The 19,156-nt window shown below is 38.5% G+C and carries 16 protein-coding genes; 5 read left to right on the top strand and 11 right to left on the bottom strand.

Annotated features, from left to right (window positions below; genetic code table 11):
• Positions 1–25: 25 nt before the first annotated feature.
• From HNP36_RS10540 to HNP36_RS10505, 8 genes are all read right to left on the bottom strand, one after another.
• A complete protein-coding gene (locus tag HNP36_RS10540) occupies positions 26–1,396 on the bottom strand; it encodes an exopolysaccharide biosynthesis polyprenyl glycosylphosphotransferase (protein ID WP_184162775.1) in 1,371 nt (456 codons plus the stop codon).
• Between the two features lie 44 nt (positions 1,397–1,440).
• Entirely contained in the window at positions 1,441–2,070 is a 630-nt protein-coding gene (locus HNP36_RS10535; protein ID WP_184162758.1) for a 7-carboxy-7-deazaguanine synthase QueE, read from the bottom strand.
• Between the two features lie 7 nt (positions 2,071–2,077).
• Complete coding sequence (locus HNP36_RS10530; RefSeq protein WP_184162755.1) at positions 2,078–2,962, bottom strand: bifunctional 5,10-methylenetetrahydrofolate dehydrogenase/5,10-methenyltetrahydrofolate cyclohydrolase; 885 nt, start codon at positions 2,960–2,962, stop codon at positions 2,078–2,080.
• A gap of 21 nt (positions 2,963–2,983) precedes the next feature.
• Entirely contained in the window at positions 2,984–3,808 is an 825-nt protein-coding gene (locus HNP36_RS10525) for a class I SAM-dependent methyltransferase (protein ID WP_184162752.1), read from the bottom strand.
• 3 nt (positions 3,809–3,811) lie between these two features.
• Entirely contained in the window at positions 3,812–5,452 is a 1,641-nt protein-coding gene (pgi, locus tag HNP36_RS10520; protein ID WP_184162749.1) for a glucose-6-phosphate isomerase, read from the bottom strand.
• A 206-nt stretch (positions 5,453–5,658) separates the two neighbouring features.
• On the bottom strand, positions 5,659–6,267 hold the full coding sequence (locus tag HNP36_RS10515; RefSeq protein ID WP_184162746.1) for a hypothetical protein: 609 nt from the start codon (positions 6,265–6,267) through the stop codon (positions 5,659–5,661).
• The gene (locus HNP36_RS10510; protein WP_410494182.1) at positions 6,257–6,691 is read right to left on the bottom strand and encodes an RNA polymerase sigma factor; all 435 of its coding nucleotides are present in this window, start codon (positions 6,689–6,691) and stop codon (positions 6,257–6,259) included. Before HNP36_RS10510 ends, HNP36_RS10515 begins: the two co-directional genes overlap by 11 nt.
• Positions 6,692–7,019: 328 nt before the next feature.
• Positions 7,020–7,940 carry a DUF4349 domain-containing protein gene (locus HNP36_RS10505; protein WP_184162740.1) on the bottom strand — a complete coding sequence of 307 codons (921 nt, stop codon included), beginning with the start codon at positions 7,938–7,940 and terminating at the stop codon, positions 7,020–7,022.
• Positions 7,941–8,148: 208 nt separating this feature from the next.
• Between HNP36_RS10505 and HNP36_RS10500 the strand changes: the two genes are divergently transcribed.
• Complete coding sequence (locus HNP36_RS10500) at positions 8,149–9,507, top strand: acyl-CoA dehydrogenase family protein (protein ID WP_184162737.1); 1,359 nt, start codon at positions 8,149–8,151, stop codon at positions 9,505–9,507.
• A gap of 77 nt (positions 9,508–9,584) precedes the next feature.
• On the opposite strand, the gene HNP36_RS10495 is transcribed toward HNP36_RS10500, so the two are convergent.
• On the bottom strand, positions 9,585–9,962 hold the full coding sequence (locus HNP36_RS10495) for a DoxX family protein (RefSeq protein ID WP_184162734.1): 378 nt from the start codon (positions 9,960–9,962) through the stop codon (positions 9,585–9,587).
• A 155-nt stretch (positions 9,963–10,117) separates the two neighbouring features.
• Between HNP36_RS10495 and HNP36_RS10490 the strand changes: the two genes are divergently transcribed.
• Positions 10,118–10,357: a bacteriocin-like protein gene (locus tag HNP36_RS10490; RefSeq protein ID WP_228456340.1), complete on the top strand. Its 240-nt coding sequence runs from the start codon at positions 10,118–10,120 to the stop codon at positions 10,355–10,357.
• Positions 10,358–10,473: 116 nt separating this feature from the next.
• Here HNP36_RS10490 and HNP36_RS10485 read toward each other — a convergent pair whose 3' ends face one another.
• Both HNP36_RS10485 and lon read right to left on the bottom strand, forming a co-directional pair.
• On the bottom strand, positions 10,474–11,586 hold the full coding sequence (locus HNP36_RS10485) for an AI-2E family transporter (protein ID WP_184162733.1): 1,113 nt from the start codon (positions 11,584–11,586) through the stop codon (positions 10,474–10,476).
• A 297-nt stretch (positions 11,587–11,883) separates the two neighbouring features.
• A complete protein-coding gene (gene lon / locus HNP36_RS10480; protein ID WP_184162732.1) occupies positions 11,884–14,289 on the bottom strand; it encodes an endopeptidase La in 2,406 nt (801 codons plus the stop codon).
• A 263-nt stretch (positions 14,290–14,552) separates the two neighbouring features.
• On the opposite strand from lon, the gene HNP36_RS10475 reads away from it, so the two are divergent.
• The 3 genes from HNP36_RS10475 (at position 14,553) to HNP36_RS10465 (ending at position 19,135) form a co-directional block, all read left to right on the top strand.
• Positions 14,553–16,706 carry a peptidylprolyl isomerase gene (locus tag HNP36_RS10475; protein WP_184162731.1) on the top strand — a complete coding sequence of 718 codons (2,154 nt, stop codon included), beginning with the start codon at positions 14,553–14,555 and terminating at the stop codon, positions 16,704–16,706.
• 127 nt (positions 16,707–16,833) lie between these two features.
• Positions 16,834–17,784: an MlaD family protein gene (locus HNP36_RS10470; RefSeq protein WP_184162730.1), complete on the top strand. Its 951-nt coding sequence runs from the start codon at positions 16,834–16,836 to the stop codon at positions 17,782–17,784.
• A 7-nt stretch (positions 17,785–17,791) separates the two neighbouring features.
• Entirely contained in the window at positions 17,792–19,135 is a 1,344-nt protein-coding gene (locus HNP36_RS10465; RefSeq protein WP_184162729.1) for a (Fe-S)-binding protein, read from the top strand.
• The last annotated feature ends 21 nt before the right edge of the window (positions 19,136–19,156 follow it).

The raw sequence follows: 19,156 nt of genomic DNA, 5'->3' as shown, positions 1-19,156 counted from the left end.
TCTTCATCTTAGCCTTTTGTTTGGTTTATTTTGCATTTTTATCGCCGCCGATGACTAAAAAAACGGTTTTTAAAATAATCACCAGATCCAGCACAAAGCTCCAGTTTCTTACATAGAATGTGTCTGCAAGAATACGTTTTTTCATTTCCACCTCTACATCTCCATAGTCTCCGCGCAGCCCGCTTACCTGAGCAAGGCCCGTAATACCCGGGGCTACCACACTTCTTAAAATATACCTTCCTATTTTGGGTTTATAGAAATTATCAACAGCCAGCATATGCGGACGTGGCCCTACAATAGACATTTCCCCCTTCAGTACATTGATAAACTGGGGGAGCTCATCAAGGCTGGTCTTTCTAAGGAATTTCCCGATTTTTGTGATCCGGGTATCATTTTCTTCTGTAGTTTTGGTCGCAGATTCTTCATTAACGATCATTGTCCTGAATTTGATGCAGGAAAATACTTCTTCGTGAAAACCGTATCTTTTTTGGACGAAAAACACAGGCCCTTTAGAGGATATTTTTATCAGAATAGAAATAATGGGAAATAACCAGGAACAGATCAAAACAAGTATTGTAATAGAAAAGACAATATCAAAAACCCTTTTAACCAGGAAATTAGAGTAATAATCCAAAGGATATTTTGCCTGGCTGAGAACCGGCTGAGTCTGAATATACCCAAGGTCATACAGGAAAAAATCGCTTTGTGTAATGCTGGGAATCAGTGAAACATGAACTTTATTGTCTTCTGCCAGTTTGAAAATTTCAGCTTCCACACTTTCTGTGAAGGTATTTTCTGTAGATAAAAACAGAGTATGAATTCCATTTTTCTTCCAGAATTCTACTAAGCTGTTCGAACTGATATCCGGATTTTCATATTCAAAAATCTTATATCCGTAATCTTTTCTGTCTTTAAAGATATTCTTTAGAATTTCAGTAGAGCCTGTTTCTCCCAGGAACATAACATTTCTGTAATTGATCCCCAATGAACGGAAATATTTTATGGAAAAATAAATAACCGATTTGGCCAGAAAAATAAAGAAAAAAAGGTAAAACGAAAGCCAGTAAATATCTGAATTAAAGAATACGTTTTTGCTCACTTTTGCAATAAGAAGCACTCCCAAAATAAAAAATAGGAAATGAATCAGGAGCCGTTCCATAAACAGGGTGTAAGTAAGATTCCTCTGGACATTATAAATTTTTGTTCTGCCGCTCAGCAACATCCAGAACAAAAACAGTAATGCCAGGGAAAAAATATTCTGATACCAGGTTTCTTCATGATATCTTAAGTCTTCGTTCCTGCTTATAAAAAAGAATATAAAAATAGATGCTATAACCAGAAGGTCAAGCAAAATAATGATCGATTTCAGGTATCTGGAATATCGAATTCTTTGCATCTATTTGGTGTTATAACAGATAAGGAGGGCTAATGTACGTATTTTTACGGTATATTCAGGTATTTATGGGTCTGAACTGAAGCCTGCCATTCCGGATGGGCTAAAATAAAATCGGTGATCTTCGGATACATTTCGTCGCGTTTGCTCCATTCGCTCTGCATATACAGCCTGCAGTTTTCAGAAACTTTTGCGGCCTGCTCCTGTGCAAAGGTAAAATCATGCTGATTGAATATAATTACTTTCAGCTCGCTTGCTTTTTTATAGATCTCTTCTTTCGGAAGTCCTGTTTTTTTAGGTGAAAGGGTGATCCAGTCGATCTGCCCGCTCATAGGATAGGCACCTGAAGTCTCAATATGGATGGTGCATCCCAATTCTTTTAACTTGGATGTTAAAATGTCCAGGTTCCACATCAATGGTTCACCACCTGTTAAAACAATTGTTTTACAGTGTTTTGCAGCTGTTTCTGCAATGTCTTCCGCATTCATTAACGGATGTAAGTTAGGGTCCCAGCTTTCTTTTACATCGCACCAGTGGCACCCGACATCGCAGCCTCCCAATCTGATGAAATAGGATGCTTTTCCGGTGTGTGCGCCTTCTCCCTGTAGAGTGTAAAAATGCTCCATAACAGGGAGCATTTTACCTTCTTTTAATAAAATATCTTCTTCTTTGTTCATTTTAAAATTAGTCGTTATAGACCGAAGTTTTATAGGCAATGATGGTGTTTTTCATCAGCATGGCTCTGGTCATGGGGCCTACTCCTCCCGGTACGGGTGTAATCCAGCCTGCTTTGGCTGCACAGCTGTCGAAATCTACATCACCGGCAAGGTAGTAACCCTTTGGAGAGTCATCATCTACTCTTGTAATACCTACATCTACAATTACTGCTCCGTCTTTGATCATATCCCCTTTTAAGAAATGAGGATCCCCCAAAGCGGTAATTACAATGTCTGCTTTTTTAGTATATTCTTCAATGTCTTTGGTATAAGAGTGTGTAAGGGTAACGGTTGAATTTCCCGGGAAATCTTTTCTTCCCATCAGGATACTCATTGGTCTTCCTACAATCTTGCTTCTTCCGATAATTACACAGTCTTTACCTTTTGTTTCAATATTATATCTTTCCAATAATGTTAAAATTCCGAACGGAGTCGCAGGTAAAAATGTATCCATTTCCAAAGCCATTTTTCCGAAGTTTTCAGGGTGGAAACCATCTACGTCCTTTCTCGGATCAATTGCGTTGATGATTTTTTCCTGATCAATCTGGTCTGGTAAAGGAAGCTGTACAATGAAACCGTCTACTTCTTTAGATTTATTTAGTTCATCAATTTTTTCCAGAAGTTCAGATTCGGAAACAGTGCTTGGGAACTTCAAAAGAGAAGAGCGGAATCCTACTTCTTCACAATCTTTTACTTTTGCATTTACATAAGCCTTGCTTGCTCCGTTGTTACCCACAAGAATGGCCACCAGATGCGGTGCTCTTTTCTTGCTTTCAAGGATTTTTTCAACTTCAACCTTGATTTCTGCTTTTATTTCTTTGGATACTTTAAGTCCGTCAAGAATTTCTGCCATTTTTACTTTTTTTACTTTTATTTAGATTTTATTGAATACAACAATATCCTGGAATTCATCAGCACCTTCCTTTTCTACATTGGTTCTCCAGAATCCTTCCTGTATAGTGGTTACTTTTAGTCCTGCTTCCGCAGCCATTTGATTCAGTAATGGGATACTTACTGCAATATTGGCTGCAGTCACTTTATCATCCATAAGCCTGTAACCTTCATACTGATGGGGAAAAGGCATTGTTCCGAATTCTTTTTTTGTTTCATCATACAGAAAGAATGTAGCCAGGCACTGCCCGTCATTTTTCAACACTCTGCTGATTTCTTTCAGGTATCTTTTGATCTCGGGAATCTGCATATGTGTGAAAACTGAGAACAGAAAGGCTTTGTCAAACTGTGCATCAATATAAGGAAATGTAAAATTCTCCGCTTTCTGACTGAAAGTATTGTACAGATCATTATAAATGGGTGTAAACTTGAATTTAAAATTCGGGTGTTTCCTGCCAATATGTTTGTTGCACCAGCTGATTCCTTTTTCTACGGCATCAAAACCATCATACGTTCCTTTGTCTATAACCTCAGTAAGGGCTACTGCTGTTCTGCCAATCCCGCATCCAACGTCCAGAACATGATCTGTGTTTTGCAGTCCGATATATTTTTTAAGCGCATTTACCTGACGGATTCCGTGAGGAATAAAATCGCTTCCTCCCACATAAATGTCACCTTTTTTAGGCTCATTTTCAGATCTTTTTCCTGTAAGTCCGTTATAAAGATCTATAGGGAAATAGTAGATCTTTCTTCCCAGAAGCCTGAGACCGGGAGGAAGTTTGTAATAATATGACCGCAGTACAGACATCGGTTATTTATTTCCTTTATAATAATTAATAAGTCCGTTGGTAGAGCTGTCATGGGAACTAATTTTCTCATTGTTTTCAAGCTCCGGAAGGATTTTGTTAGCTAAAACTTTTCCTAATTCCACACCAAACTGGTCGAAGCTGAAAATATTCCAGATCACACCCTGAACAAATATTTTATGCTCATACATTGCAATTAACTGTCCTAATGAAAAAGGAGTTAATTCGTTGAATAATATAGAGTTAGTTGGTGTGTTTCCATGGAAAACCTTGAAGTTTAAGAGTTTGTCAATTTCTTCCTCAGATTTTCCGGCATTTCTTAATTCTTCTTCTACTTCCTCTTCATATTTCCCGAATGCAAGTGCCTCGGTCTGTGCAAAGAAGTTGGCCAAAAGTTTAGGCTGGTGGTCAGAAACCTCGTTGCAGCTTTTCACATAAGCAATAAAGTCTGCCGGAATTAATTCCGTTCCCTGGTGAATCAACTGGTAGAAAGCATGCTGACCGTTGGTTCCCGGTTCGCCCCAGATGATAGGTCCAGTTTCATATTCTACAAATTCACCGTTTCTGTCAACACATTTTCCGTTACTTTCCATATCTCCCTGCTGAAGATAAGCTGCAAACCTGTCCAAGTATTGAGAATACGGAAGAATTGCATAGCTTGTTGCTGCGTAGAAATTACGGTACCAGATTCCTAAAAGTCCCATTAAAACCGGAACATTTTCTGAAAAATCAGCCGTCTGGAAATGCTGGTCTGTATCATAGGCACCTTTTAAAAGCTGCTCAAAATTATCATATCCTACTGCGAGAACAATGCTAAGGCCGATAGCACTCCAAAGGGAATATCTTCCGCCTACCCAGTCCCAGAACTCAAAAATATTCTCCTCTGCAATTCCGAATTTCTTAACTTCTTCAATATTAGTGGATAAAGCTACGAAATGCTTGGCAACGTCTTCTTCTTTTCCTGCTTTCAGGAACCAGTCTTTTGCAGAATTGGCATTCGTCATTGTTTCCTGGGTTGTAAAGGTTTTGGAAGCAATGATGAATAATGTGGTTTCAGGATCAAGTGTTTTAACGGTTTCCGCGATGTGGTTACCGTCAACATTTGAAACGAAATGAACGTTTAATCTTGTTTTGAAATGCTTTAAAGCTGAACAAACCATTACAGGCCCAAGATCTGAACCTCCGATCCCGATATTTACGACATCGGTAATTTCTTTTCCGCTGAAGCCTTTGTGTTCCCCTGAAATAATTTTTTCAGAGAAAGCTTTCATATGATCGAGAACGCTTTTAATCTGAGGTTTGATATTTTCTCCGTCTACGAGGATCTCTTTATCGGAAAAATCTCTTAAAGCAGTATGCAAAACTGCTCTTCCTTCTGTTTCATTGATCTTATCACCGGAAAACATTTTGGAAATGGCATCTTTCAGCTGACATTCATTGGCTAATTGAAGCAAAAGCTCTTTTGTTCTTGCATCGATCAGGTTTTTAGAATAATCAAAAAGGAAATTGTCTTTCTGCAGAGAAAATTCGTTAAAACGGTCAGGATTGTACTGGAAAAGACTTCTGAGATCAAAGTCGTTACCTGCAAAGTGTTCATCAAGGGCCTTCCAGCTGTTGGTTTGTTTAGGATTTATTTTTGATAGCATATTTTAGAAATTATATAGATTCAGAAAATGAGAGGGCGGATCAAATGTTTGAGATCCACACCATTTTATTTCTGATCTGCAAATTTAAGGAAAAATAAAACCTCAGATAAATTTGAGGATGATAAATAACAATTTTTTAAAATGTAAACCCCAGAACAGCTCTGAGGTTTCATAGTTATTATTTCGTGAAAGACAGGACAGAAAAGCTATTCGTCTGTTTCATTAAGTATATTTTCCAAACGTTTGGCATGGCGTCCATAAAAGTATTTAGTCCATAAGACAATGCTGGCTACAATCGTTATGGTTCCTAGAAGTACGATCAGAATAAAAACCTGCTGATAAGAGTCTGCAAAGCTCTCTAACGGCATTCCTTTTTTCTGAAATATATTATAAAATTCCAATCCTAAAGTAATCATGAAGTGAGGAAGCAGGAGAAATCCGAAAGATTGGTATCTTTCCATATTCAGTTTCAGTTCGTGGTATATTTTCCAAAGGCTGTTTTTGGTGTTTCCGGTATACAGTTCGGTCTGTTTATAAAATTTATAGAACCCGAACAGGTAGTAAGAAGAAATCACAACCAGCATGGCATAAGAGGTGTAATAAATAATATATTGTGATGAAGGAAAATGCAGCTGCTGTGGAAAAAATGCAATAAGAATAATGGCAATAATCTGCATCGGAAATTCTGCCCTCATGCTTTTCTGGATCTTTTCAATAGGGTGTCTGCTTTTCTTTAACTGTTCTATGGTGTTGGGAATATTTACGGAGTCACCGTTTTCATTATTCCACTGTTCTTTTAATTGGTCAAAATTCATAGCCTGATTTTTTTATGATTTGCTGTATTTTTTCTTTGGTTCTGTTAAGTTTTACACGGGCATTGCCTTCGCTTAATCCCAGGTTTTCTCCTATCTCTTTGTGGGACATGCCTTCCATAAAGTAGAATATAACGGCTTTTTCAATGGCCTTAAGCTCCTGGACGACACTGTAGAAAATCTCCAGTTGTTCATCCTTTGAAGGATTGTAGTCTTCGTTCTGGATTTCAAAATAATGAGGGGTCTCCGTATGATTCCCGGCCCGCTGTTTTTCTTTTTTTAAATAAGTAATAGCAGTATTGATGGCAACACGGTACATCCATGTGGAAAATTCACTGTTGCCTTTGAAGCTTTGGTAAGATTTCCAAAGCTGGATCAGTATTTCCTGCTGAAGATCTTCCCGGTCTTCAACAGAGTCGGCATAAATGCGGGAAGTTTTGTACAAAATACCCTTGTGCTGGTTGACGAGCTTTAAAAAATTGGTTTCGGTCTGACTGCTCACGATAGTTTCATGGTTTGGTTAATTTACAGGTTTAAGTCCAGCTTTACAGGATATCTTTTCATATTCAGTGATAAAAATATTCTGGAACCCAATTGTATTAAGTTTTTCATATGATTAAGTTCTTATTCTTTAAACAGTAGGTAAGTGCATTAGCATGATCGTTACAGTTTTTTTCATAAAAAATAAAAACCTCCTGAAAAGGAGGCCTGTAAAATCTAAAATTATGATGATAACCGGTTGGTTAGGATAGCTTTTATTGCTCTGGGATTTTTGCAGATTCCGGTTTTGTGAACTTTCTCTTTCTCAGAAAATAGAATATGGCACCTAAGATTAATATCAGTGGCCAGATCGTAATAAGTCCTACCGCAATTTTTTGGATCAGATAAAACCCTTCTACAAATGCATTTTTAGCATCATATATAAAGTTGAATTTATATTTATTATCAATATTTCTGGTATTGGTTATAGCGATTTCAGCAATACGGAGTTTAGGCTCCTTAATAAAAATATCTATGGTGCTGTATTTTATATTGTCCGTAGTATCCATGTTGGCGAGCTGTTGCAGATTGCCTTCCGCCATATTGTCATTATCAAGTTTTACTTTGTCTTTATTGGCTTTTAGTTGCCCGATATTTTCGCCTGTTTTTTTTATCCTTTTACTTTCCATTTCCGCATACTTAATGTTTGCGGTCACATCCTCGGCATTAATCGTTCTGGAATTCAGGAAAAGCTTTTTATCATTAATCAGGGTTAAGAGCTCGCCTAACTTTTCTGTAGGAACACGTACCTGCATTGTATTTTCCGTTTGGTATTTTTTTACCAGCATGGCATTTTCACTGGAAGTATTATAGGTATCCTCAGAAATTACATTACTGTGAAGATTGCTGTTGGTAACAAATCCTCCCAAATCCTGAACTGTTTTTTCAATAGAAATTGTTGCTTCATAGACGTCTTTCACCTCCATATTCACGTCAGCTGTTTTAATGAACTGCTTGTCCTTTACTTTCATGGTGGCTGCAGATGAAACACTGTCTGAGGTGGTTACAGCTGCAGAGTCTGCCACTGTATAATCTGCGCGTTCAGTAGAAGACACTGCTGATTCTCCTTTTTTACATGAATAAATTCCTAATAAAAGAACTGCTGACAGGGATAGTTTAATGTAAGTCGTTTTCATAGCGTTGATTTTTTCTTGTTTTGTTAAGTCAAAGTTCAGGCAGGAATCTTTGTAATATTTGAAAATCAGACGTAAAAAGTTTGTAAAGAAATATTTCTGTTTTAATTTATTGTAAATGAGTGTTTTGTAAAATAAGTTCTAAGAAGAAGATTTATTTTCGGAGCAGTTTTTGCTTCATTTTTACAAATCAATCCCACAAAACAGTACTATGTCGAATACCTTTTCCAAAATCAGAAACGCAATAGAATTATTCAGATCCATAGATTTTGACCAGCTGAGTGCTATTTCCCAGAAAGTAGACCTCCCAAAACTGATGCAGAATTTCTCTAAACTGGATGAGAAACAGCTGAACGGAATGATGAAGATGCTCGATCCCAATAAAAAAAAGAAAGAGCTTCCTCCGGTGGATGGCGATTTTTATGACATTTACCATACATTAACTCCTGAACAGCGGGAAATACAGCTTAAAGTGAGGGCGTTTATGGAGAAAGAAGTAAAACCTTTGGTGAATCATTACTGGCTCAGGGACGAATTCCCTTTCGAGCTGATTCCGAAATTCCAAAAGCTGAATATCTGTGGAGTAACCTATGAAGGATATGGATGCCCGGGTATGCCTTTTCTGATGGAAGGAGTCATTGCAATGGAAATGGCAAGGATTGATGCCTCTATAGCTACATTCTTTGGCGTGCAGTCGGGGCTGGCTATGGGATCTATTTATATCTGCGGTTCGGAGGAGCAGAAGCAGAAATGGCTTCCCCAGATGCAGAAATTCGAAAAAATAGGGGCCTTTGGCCTTACGGAGCCGGAAGTAGGTTCAGGAGCAGCAGGCGGCTTAGCAGTAACCTGTAAGAAAACTCCGGAAGGCTGGATTCTTAACGGCCAGAAAAAATGGATAGGGAATGCCACTTTTGCTGATCTGGTCATTATATGGGCAAGGGATCTGGATAGCGGTGAGGTAAAAGGATTCATTGTAGAGAAAGATAATCCGGGATATTCCGTTGAAAAAATCAAAGGAAAAATGGCATTGAGAATTGTCCAGAACGGTCTCATTACTTTAAAAGATTGCCTGGTGACGGAAGAAAACCGCCTTCAGCATGCGGATTCATTTAAAGATACCGGAAAAGTACTGCGTATGACCAGGGCAGGAGTGGCCTGGATGGCTACAGGCTGTGCAAGAGGAGCCTATGAAAGCGCTTTACAGTATACCAGAACCAGAGAACAGTTCGGGAAACCTATTGCCTCATTTCAGATGATCCAGGGACATCTGGTGGAAATGCTTTCCAATCTTACGGCCATGCAAACAATGGTGTTCAGGCTTTCGGAAATGCAGGATGAAGGAATTTTAAAGGATGAGCATGCCTCATTGGCCAAAGTTTTCTGTACTCTGAGAACCCGGGATATTGTTTCCAGGGCAAGAGAGGTAATGGGCGGAAACGGCATTCTCCTGGAATATGACGTGGCAAGATTTGTTGCAGATGCTGAAGCTATTTACTCTTATGAAGGCACAAAAGAAATCAATTCCCTGATTGTGGGAAGATCAATTACGGGATTCAGTGCGTTTGTATAGACGAAAGGTTACAGATAGCAGATTATAGGTTGCAGGTAACAGGGTTAATATAACTGTTACCTGCGACCTGTTACCTTCTAACTAATCAAAGCTTTATACTTTTCTCTGTTATCTATAATGATCCAGATGTTGATCAGAAACATCACTACAGCCATGATGACTCCCATCTGGTTGGGATCTCTGTAAACATTGTGAAGAAATATCCCTACCATAACGGGAAGAATGATGATGGCTCCCAAAGCTCTGGTTTTCGGGAAAAGAAACAGTATTCCGCCAACAATCTCAACAATCCCTACCAATGGCAGCAGCCAGCGGATTTCTGTAAAAGCGGCAAAAATCTTCACCTGTTCAGGAGTCAGCTTTGGCATTGGTGAATAGTGGAAGAACTTGTCCAGGCCTGCATTAATGAAAACTAATGCGAACAAAAGGCAGATAATAAATTTTACGATTTTCATAAGTGATGATTTTACATCAAATGTAAAACAAAAAGGATATTCATTTAGTTATTTTTAATGAAAATTGTTGTTTTTTTTGTTTTTATCATGGTTTGGTGATTTTTATAATTTGAATTGATATATTTGTTATACAAATCCAACTAAACAAAAATATTATGCTGAAAAATCTTCAAAAGCTAGACCGCGAAAATTTAAAAAGAATTAATGGGGGAGGAAAACCACAGATCTGTGATATTGGCCCTGAAGGATGTCCGTGTAAAATTCCACCGGGAGACCCATGCTTAGGCGGTGGAGGTGGTGGAACCGATACTTTGGGATACTGTCCTGACAGCCATGCTTATATTCCGTGTGACCAGTCCTGTCCCAATGGAATGAGTCCATTATGCGCATTATAAAATTAACTATAGGAGCTGTCTCAATTGAGGCAGCTTTTTTTATAAGTGACAGGTTATGATTATGAATGATAATTACGTACAATCATTACTAACTGCTCTTTACCGATTCCTCGTAATCAATCCATTTCTTTCAGTGTGATATTCTTAGAAATTTTATAGCTCTTTTTCTTTTTATTGGGCTTTTCTTCCTCACCGAGCAGTTTACCCCATGGTTTTAGACCATCCACTCTTTCAAAGATAATTTTAATAATTGCAATGGCCGGAATACAAAGGAACATTCCCGCGATGCCCCAAAGATGTTCACCTAAGATAATTCCAATGAAAGAAAACAAAGCATTGATCTTTACTTTTGAACCTACAACAAATGGAAGCACAATATTTCCGTCAATAATATGTACGGCAATATACCCTATAGCTACATATACGCATGTGGAAGGTGTACCTGTTGCAAAAGCAATAAAACATGATATTAAAAGGGAAATGCAGATTCCCAGATAAGGAATTACATTTAATAAACCGGTTAAAACAGCCAGAAGAATAGCATATTTTACCCCTAAAATGGTAAGCAGGATCGAGCAGAGAATGGAAACAATCAAAACCTGCAGGCAGAGCCCGAAAATATATTTCTTCGTCATCACCCTGATCTCCGTAACCACTTCCTGTACACTTGCCTTGTGTTTTTCATTAAATACCGTTACAATGAAATTATTAAGAACTCTTCTGTAGTTTAAAATAAAGATAAAAAACAGGGTGAAAAATACAATAAAGCCGAAACCGCTTGAAAATATTCCGAAAGTAAAACCCAGAATCACACCCGAAGAAGACAAGAGTTTGTTTAATCCCTGGTTAATGTAATTAAGCTGCTCATCCACCTTTACATTGAATGTTTTTGATATCCAGTGCTGCAGATTACTGAAAACGGTCGTTACCTGTTCTCTGAGGTGCGGCAGATCTTTGCTGAAATCAGAAAGCTGCGATCCGAAAAAATAAATGAGTCCTGATAAAATGGCCAGCATAATGAGAACAGAAGTCATTGTTGAAATGGATCTGGGAAATTTCAGTCTTCTTTCCATAAAAGTGGCAGCAGGCAGAAAGAGCATAGCCATTAAAAAGGCCAGAAAAAAAGGGGCTAAAATGCTCTGCCCGAGTGCCAGCAGGTAGCCCAGACCAATAATGGAAATAACTACAAGCGTGAGATTAACAAGGAAAGGAAGTCTAAGAAAATTCATGATTTTTCAAATATGTAGTATAAAAATAATAAAACCCTCCCAATTGAAAGGTTATTTTGGCTTAATTAACATAATTCTTTTAACAAAATAAATGCCGGGATTCAGTGGTGTGGTATGTTTTGTTTAAATAATAATGGACATTGTAAATTTGGATCTTAACCGTACTTTTTTCCTCAAGTGTAGCTTAATGATTAAAGTAAAAACTACTTTTCAATAAGTGTAAACAGGTTTACCATAAAAAAACGCATCCCAGAAATATGAGACGCGTTTCCTTATTGAGAGTTGATATGTTATCTGTTATTTTTCAATGGCAAAATCTATTACCTCTTCCATTCTGTTTACATAATGTACAGTCAGGTTTTTCAGGTAATCTTTTTTAATTTCTTCCACATCTTTTCTGTTGGCTTCACAAAGAATTACTTCCTTTATTCCTGCTCTGGTTGCAGCAAGAAGCTTTTCTTTGATTCCGCCTACAGGAAGAACTTTTCCTCTTAAAGTTATTTCTCCTGTCATGGCAAGATGAGGTTTTACTTTCTTATTCTTGAATGAAGAAACCATTGAGGTCAGCATCGCAATACCGGCAGATGGTCCATCCTTTGGAGTTGCCCCTTCCGGAACGTGAACGTGAACATTTTTCTTATCCAGGTCTTCCTGCGGTATACCAAGTTCATGATGCTTAGCTTTAATATATTCAAGGGCAATAGTTGCGGATTCCTTCATTACCGTACCTAAATTTCCGGTCATGGTAAGACTGCCTTTTCCATTGCTTAAGATACTTTCAATGTATAAAATATCCCCACCTACGCTTGTCCAGGCCAGTCCGGTTACAACACCGGGCACACCGGTAATTTCAGACAGACTTTTCGGTCTTGGAACCCCAAGGATTTCATCTGTTTTTTCGATAGTGATCTTTGGATCATATTCTTTTACCAGAGCGGTCTGAAGAGCCACCCATCTTGCAATGGCAGCAATCCTTTTTTCCAGGGTTCTCACACCGCTTTCCGAAGTGTGTGCTTCAATAATATGCTTAAGCTCAGGATTTCCAAGTTTGAATGATTTTGCATCCAGACCGTTTTCTTCCTGCTGCTTTTTGATCAAATGTCTTTTCGCGATCTCCGTTTTTTCCTCCATTGTGTATCCGGCGATCTGAATGATCTCCGTTCTGTCCAATAATGGTGTTTGAATTGTGGAAAGTGAATTGGCTGTAGCAATAAACATTACCTTAGACAAATCGTAACCCATTTCCAGGAAATTATCATAGAAAGCTTTATTTTGTTCAGGATCAAGGACTTCCAGCAAGGCGGAACTTGGATCGCCATGAAGACCTTGCCCGATCTTATCAATTTCATCAAGAACAATAACGGGGTTGGATGTGCCTGATTTTTTGATAGACTGCAGAATTCTTCCGGCCATAGCTCCAATATAAGTCTTTCTGTGTCCGCGGATCTCACTTTCATCATGAAGTCCGCCAAGTGATAACCTTACGTATTTTCTTCCCAAAGCATCAGCAACAGATTTTCCTAAAGAAGTTTTTCCTACTCCCGGAGGCCCTACAAGTAAAAGAATAGGAGATTTCATGTTGTTTTTCAATTTTAAAACAGCCATGTGCTCCAGAATCCTTTTCTTAATATCTTCCAGTCCGAAATGAGCCTTGTCTAAAATCTTTTCAGCTTTGGCAATATCAAAAGTATCCTTTGTATAGGTTTCCCACGGAAGATCCGTAAAGAAATCAAGATAATTCCTTTGTACGTTATAATCCGGAGCATTAGGATTCTGGCGTTGCAGCCTGTTGATCTCCTTTTGGAAATGATCTTCCACTTCCTGACTCCATTTTTTACTTTTTGCTTTGTTGATGAGGTCTTCCACATCACTTTCCAGGCCGCCTCCCAATTCATCCTGGATGGTTCTGATCTGCTGGTTCAGGAAGTATTCCCTCTGCTGCTTGTCAAGATCCTTCGAGGTTTTCTGATGAATCTGGTTTCTCAGTTCCAGTTTTCTGAAATCCTCATGCATCATTTCATAGCACTTGTTGGCTCTTTCTATGAGACTTTTCTCTTCAAGGAGCTTTTGCTTTTCTGTGGAAGGAAAACTGGCATTGGTACAGATGAAATTCAGAAGATCATCATTATTATTAATATTCTTGATGGCGAAATTGGCTGCATTCGGGATGTTGGGATCCAGCTCAATGATTTTTAAGGCTAAATCTTTGATATTTTCAAGCAAAGCCTCATATTCTTCCTTATTTTTTGGTTGGGAATCCTTTAGCTTTGAGATTTCCGCTTTAAAGTAAGGCTTGTTTTCTACAATCTTTTTTATTTTGAATCTGTGGAAGCCTTTGGTAATAGCGGTGATATTTCCTTCAGGAAGTTTGATGATCTTAATAATCTTGGCCAGAGTGCCGGTCTGGTACATATCTTTTTCAGAAGGCTGCTCCAGATCTGAATTTTTCTGGCTCACGATTCCGATGAATTCACCATTTTTCTGGGCCTCTTCAAGAAGCTGTATCGAGGTTTTTCTTCCGGCGGTAATAGGAATTACCACATTCGGAAACATGACCATATTTCTTACAGGAAGTATCGGGAATATTCTCTGTTCGGAATTTTTATCAGTCTCCGAAAAGTCTGAAAGGTTGATCTCTTCCGCTACAATATCAAATCCATCACCAATCATTTCCTCTAAACTAATATCTTCAAATTCTGTCATACTTATATTGAAATGACAAATTGTCATTCTCGTTTTAAATCGTTAAAGTGATAAACTTACAATATGCGCTGAAAACGTGTGGCATATTATAGTTATCTAAATGGCACAATAGCTGTGCCATTTGTTTTTTGTTGAAAAATATGGTCAAAATTTCCTTTTTTTAATAATCTTTCATTTTTAAAATTAAAATAAAGGACTTCTGCTTCTCTAATTTCTTAAAAATGTGTATTTTCGCAAACTGATAAAAAACTATAATATATAAAATGGCAATTTTAGGACAGATTAGGAGTAAGCCTTGGCTTTTGATGGGAGTGATCGCATTGGCGCTTTTAGCGTTTCTGGTAAACCCTGACAGCATCGACAAGGTTTTTGGAAAAAATCCTGATGTTTTAGGAAAAGTAAACGGGGAGAAAATATCCCGCGAAGAGTTTAATGACCAGCTTTTCGTACTGCAGCAGCAGGCTGAACAACAGGGCCGTCCAAAAACGGGACTTGAAGAGCAGGCATGGCAGTTACTTGTACAATCTAAACTTATCAAGCAGCAGTTTGAGAAATTGGGCTTTGAAATGACAGATGATTATTTCTGGAATCAGATCCAGTATGACCAGATGTTTGCACAAAACAAACAGTTCTTTGATGAGAAAGGTAATTTTAAAACTCAAGAACTTAAAAAAGAAATTGAAACATTAAAGAACACCAACCCGGAAGGCTACAACCAGTGGCTGAAAACCAGAAAAACTGTGGAATACAGACTGATGGCAAGACAGGTGTTTACTAATATTTCTGCGGGAATCACTACCGGAAAGAAAGAAGCTGAAGAGCTTATGAAGCAGAGAGATCAGATGGCTGACATTGATTTCGTAAAGATTGATTATGCGGCATACCTTCAGAAAACAAAAATCAACGTTACTACAGCTGACCTTGAAAACTACATCAAGCAGCACCCTGTAATGTTCAAAGCTGAGCCTAGCAGAAATATAGGAATCGTTTATTTCCCTTCCACACCTAGTCCTGCAGATGATGCAGCGACTCAGAAGGAGATCAATAAGCTGTTTTCAGCCGGTACAGATACTAGTGGAGGAACTGAAAACTTCCAGAATACAAAGAATGACTCAATGTTCGTAATGGCTAATTCTGATATGCCATTCAACAACCAATATTTATCGCCTAACCAATTACCTCAGACGATTAAAGGGCAGATCACATCTGCTGCTATCGGACAGGTTTTTGGACCTTACAAAGAGCAGAACTTCTATGTGGTTTCAAAACTTTTGGATAAAAAGACCTCTGACTCTACATTGTCAAGACATATTCTTATTGCTTTCAAAGGAAGCCCTGCGGGAGAAGGAGTAACAAGAACTAAAGAGCAGGCTAAGAAATTGGCAGACTCTATCGGAGCTATTGTAAAAGCAACTCCAGCTAAATTTACAGAATTCCTGAAACTTTCCAACGACCCTAACTCTGCAGCTCAGGGAGGAAGCCTAGGATGGACAACCCCGGAAACACCTTTCGTTCCCGAGTTCCTTACCTATCTGGCTAACAACCCTAAAGGTGCTACAGGCGTAGTAGAAACACAGTTCGGATACCATATCATCAATATTGAAGATAAAAAAGCAGGGGCAATGAGCTATAAAGTAGCTAACCTTGTAAAAGAAGTGAAGCCTTCTGATGCTACAGAAGCTGAATCTGATAAAAAAGCAAGAAGATTCATCCAGCAGGTTCAGGGGAAATCTTTCAACGATTTCGTGAATATTGCTAAAAAAGGAAACTATCAGTTCTCCAATCCAAAAGCTGCCAAAAGATTTGACGGACAGCTTCAGGGACTTGGTACAGATAAAGACGGAGAAATCCTGGCTTGGGCTTTCGATAAGAAAAGAACCAAAGGAGATACAGAATTCTTTACTGTAGAAGGTACAGGAGATAAAATCGTTGCATATCTTAACGGGAAACAGGAAGCTGGTCTTGCTGATCCTGAATCTGTAAGAGATCAGATTGAAGTGATCGTTAAAAATAAACTGGCAGCAAAACAGATTTCTGATAAAATTGCCGGAGCTAAGGCTTCAAACTTAGATCAGATTGCTAAAATGTTTGCTTCTACAAAACAGGCCGCTCAGGTTAATATGCTTAACCCTTCAGTAGCCGGTGCTATGGAGCCTAAAGTAGCCGGTGCTGCTTTCGGTGCGGCAAAAGGTAAACTTTCCAACCCTATTGAAGGCGGAACAGGAGTTTATGTATTGATCAAAAAATCAGAAACGGTAAACAAGCAGCCGGGAGACGTGAAGCAGTTTACAGAATCTATTACCCAGAGAAATTCAGGAATGTTCGGACAGGCTTGGATGAAGAGCCTTCAGGATAATGCAGATATCAAAGATTACAGAATCGAGATCTGGAATAAGCTGGGAAATCAGCAACAGTAAGAAATTAATTTTTACAGATATGAAAGCGGCAGAATTTTCTGCCGCTTTTTTGTATTTAACGCAGAACAATAAAGAAAAAGATTAATTTAAAATGTGCTATATTTGCTCATTAGAAAAAATTTAGCAAGTGAAGTTGAGTAAAGAATTAAAAGCTGGTGTAATTGCACTTCTAGCTATAGTAGGCTTTGTGTTGTTGTTTCAATTCATGAAAGGCAGAAGTCTTTTTACTACTGACAATATATTTTACGCAAAATACGATAATGTGGAAGGGCTTGCACAGTCATCCGCAGTTTCCATCAATGGTCTGAAAGTAGGACAGGTTGATAAGATCATTCCCAGAACAGCAAAAGACGGAAAGATCAGTTTTGTGGTAAAAATTACAGTGGATGATAAATTCGAGTTTTCCAAAAATTCAACCCTTGAAATCTTTGAACCTGGCTTAATGTCCGGAAAGGAGATGAGAGTAAATCTGATGTACGGAGGCCCGACTGCCAAAGATGGAGATACATTGCAGGGAGCTTTCAAATTGGGAACTTTGGGAAGCCTTTCTTCTCAGGTAGGCCCGGTTAAGGATCAACTGCAGACTGTTTTACACCGTGTAGACTCACTTATGGCCAATGCCAATCAATTGGTTGACGGGCAGAACAGAGCTGAGATCAAGGCATTACTGGCTAATCTTAACAAAACAGTAGGAGCGCTGGAAACCACAGCAGGAAGCGTAAATACCCTTGTAGGCCATAACGATCCTAAACTTCAGAAAGTACTTGATGATGCAAGCGTTACCATGCAGAGCGGGAAAGTAACATTAGACAAATACGGTAACCTTGCAGAAAGCATTGATACTAAAAAACTGAATGCAACAATCGCAAATTTAGACGCTACCGTAGGAAAACTTAATCAGGTAATCGCAGGAGTTGACAACGGACAGGGAAGCTTAGGAAAACTGATGAAAGATGAACAGTTATACAATAACCTGAATTCTGCTTCCACCAACCTGAATTCACTGATTGAAGACATGAAAGCAAACCCTAAGAGATATATTAATTTCTCGGTTTTCGGTAAGAATAATAAAGACTAATCACCTTATGCAGTACATCGATAACATTATTTTTCTGATCTTATTAGTGGCGGGATTCGGGCTGTTTGCCAAAAGTCTGCAAAAGATCTACAGAAATATCAGGTTAGGAAGAGAAATCAACAGAAGCGACAGGAAATCCGAGCGCTGGGAAACCATGGCCACAGTAGCTATGGGCCAGAGCAAAATGGGCAAACGTCCTGTAGCAGGTATTCTTCACCTTTTTGTATATGTAGGTTTTGTGATTATCAACATTGAGCTGATAGAAATTATTGTTGACGGAATCTTTGGAACCCACAGATTTTTAGCCTCCATTTTTGGAGATATGTTCTACAGTTTCTTTACGGCAACTTTAGAAGTACTGGCTCTTTTAGTAATAATTGGAGTGGTTATTTTCTTTATCAGAAGAAATTTCTACGGAGTGAAAAGACTTAATATGAAAGAACTTTTCGGCTGGCCTAAAAACGATGCCAACTGGATTCTGATCATTGAATTTGCTCTGATGATGGCTTTCTTTAGCATGAATGCTTCGGAGTCTGTTTTGCAGGCAAGAAATGCAGAAGGCTTTCACCATATCGGTTCTTTCCCGATCAGCCAGATGCTTTTCGTTCCGTTCCTGGAAGTATTCAGCTTTGACAATGGATTCTTAATTTTTATTGAAAGAAGCGCATGGTGGTTCCACTTTGTAGGAATCCTGTTCTTTATGAACTACCTTTATTATTCCAAGCATTTACACATTATTCTTGCATTTCCAAGTACATGGTATTCAAATCTTGATGAAAAAGGAAAATTCAATAACCTTGATTCAGTAACAAAAGAAATCAAATTAATGATGGACCCCAACGCAGACCCTTATGCCGCTCCGGCTGAAGGTGCTGAAGCTGATGTTCCCTCTAAATTTGGTGCAGAAGATATATTTGACCTTAATCAGGTACAGCTGCTTAATGCCTACTCATGTACAGAATGCGGAAGATGTACTTCCGTATGCCCTGCCAATATTACAGGTAAAAAACTTTCTCCGAGATTAATTCTTATGAAAACAAGAGACAGGTTAGAGGAAGTAGGAAGAAATATTGACAAAAACGGGAAATTCGAAGACGATGGAAAGAGGCTCCTGAATGATTATATCACAAAAGAAGAACTTTGGGCATGTACTACATGTAATGCATGTACGGAAGCCTGTCCGGTACTGCTGGATCCCCTTTCCATTATTTTTGAAATGAGAAGATTCCTTGTAATGGAACAGTCTGCTGCTCCTCAGGAACTCAATCTCATGATGACGAATGTGGAAAACAATGCTGCTCCGTGGCAGTATAATCAGGCAGACCGTCTGAATTGGGCCAATGAAAATTAATGTAACAGTGTAAAATAATGT

It is taken from the genome of Chryseobacterium shigense (assembly GCF_014207845.1).
Lineage (GTDB): Bacteria > Bacteroidota > Bacteroidia > Flavobacteriales > Weeksellaceae > Chryseobacterium > Chryseobacterium shigense_A.
Note: the sequence above shows the minus strand (reverse complement) of the source record. Positions and strands in the feature narration are given on the sequence as shown.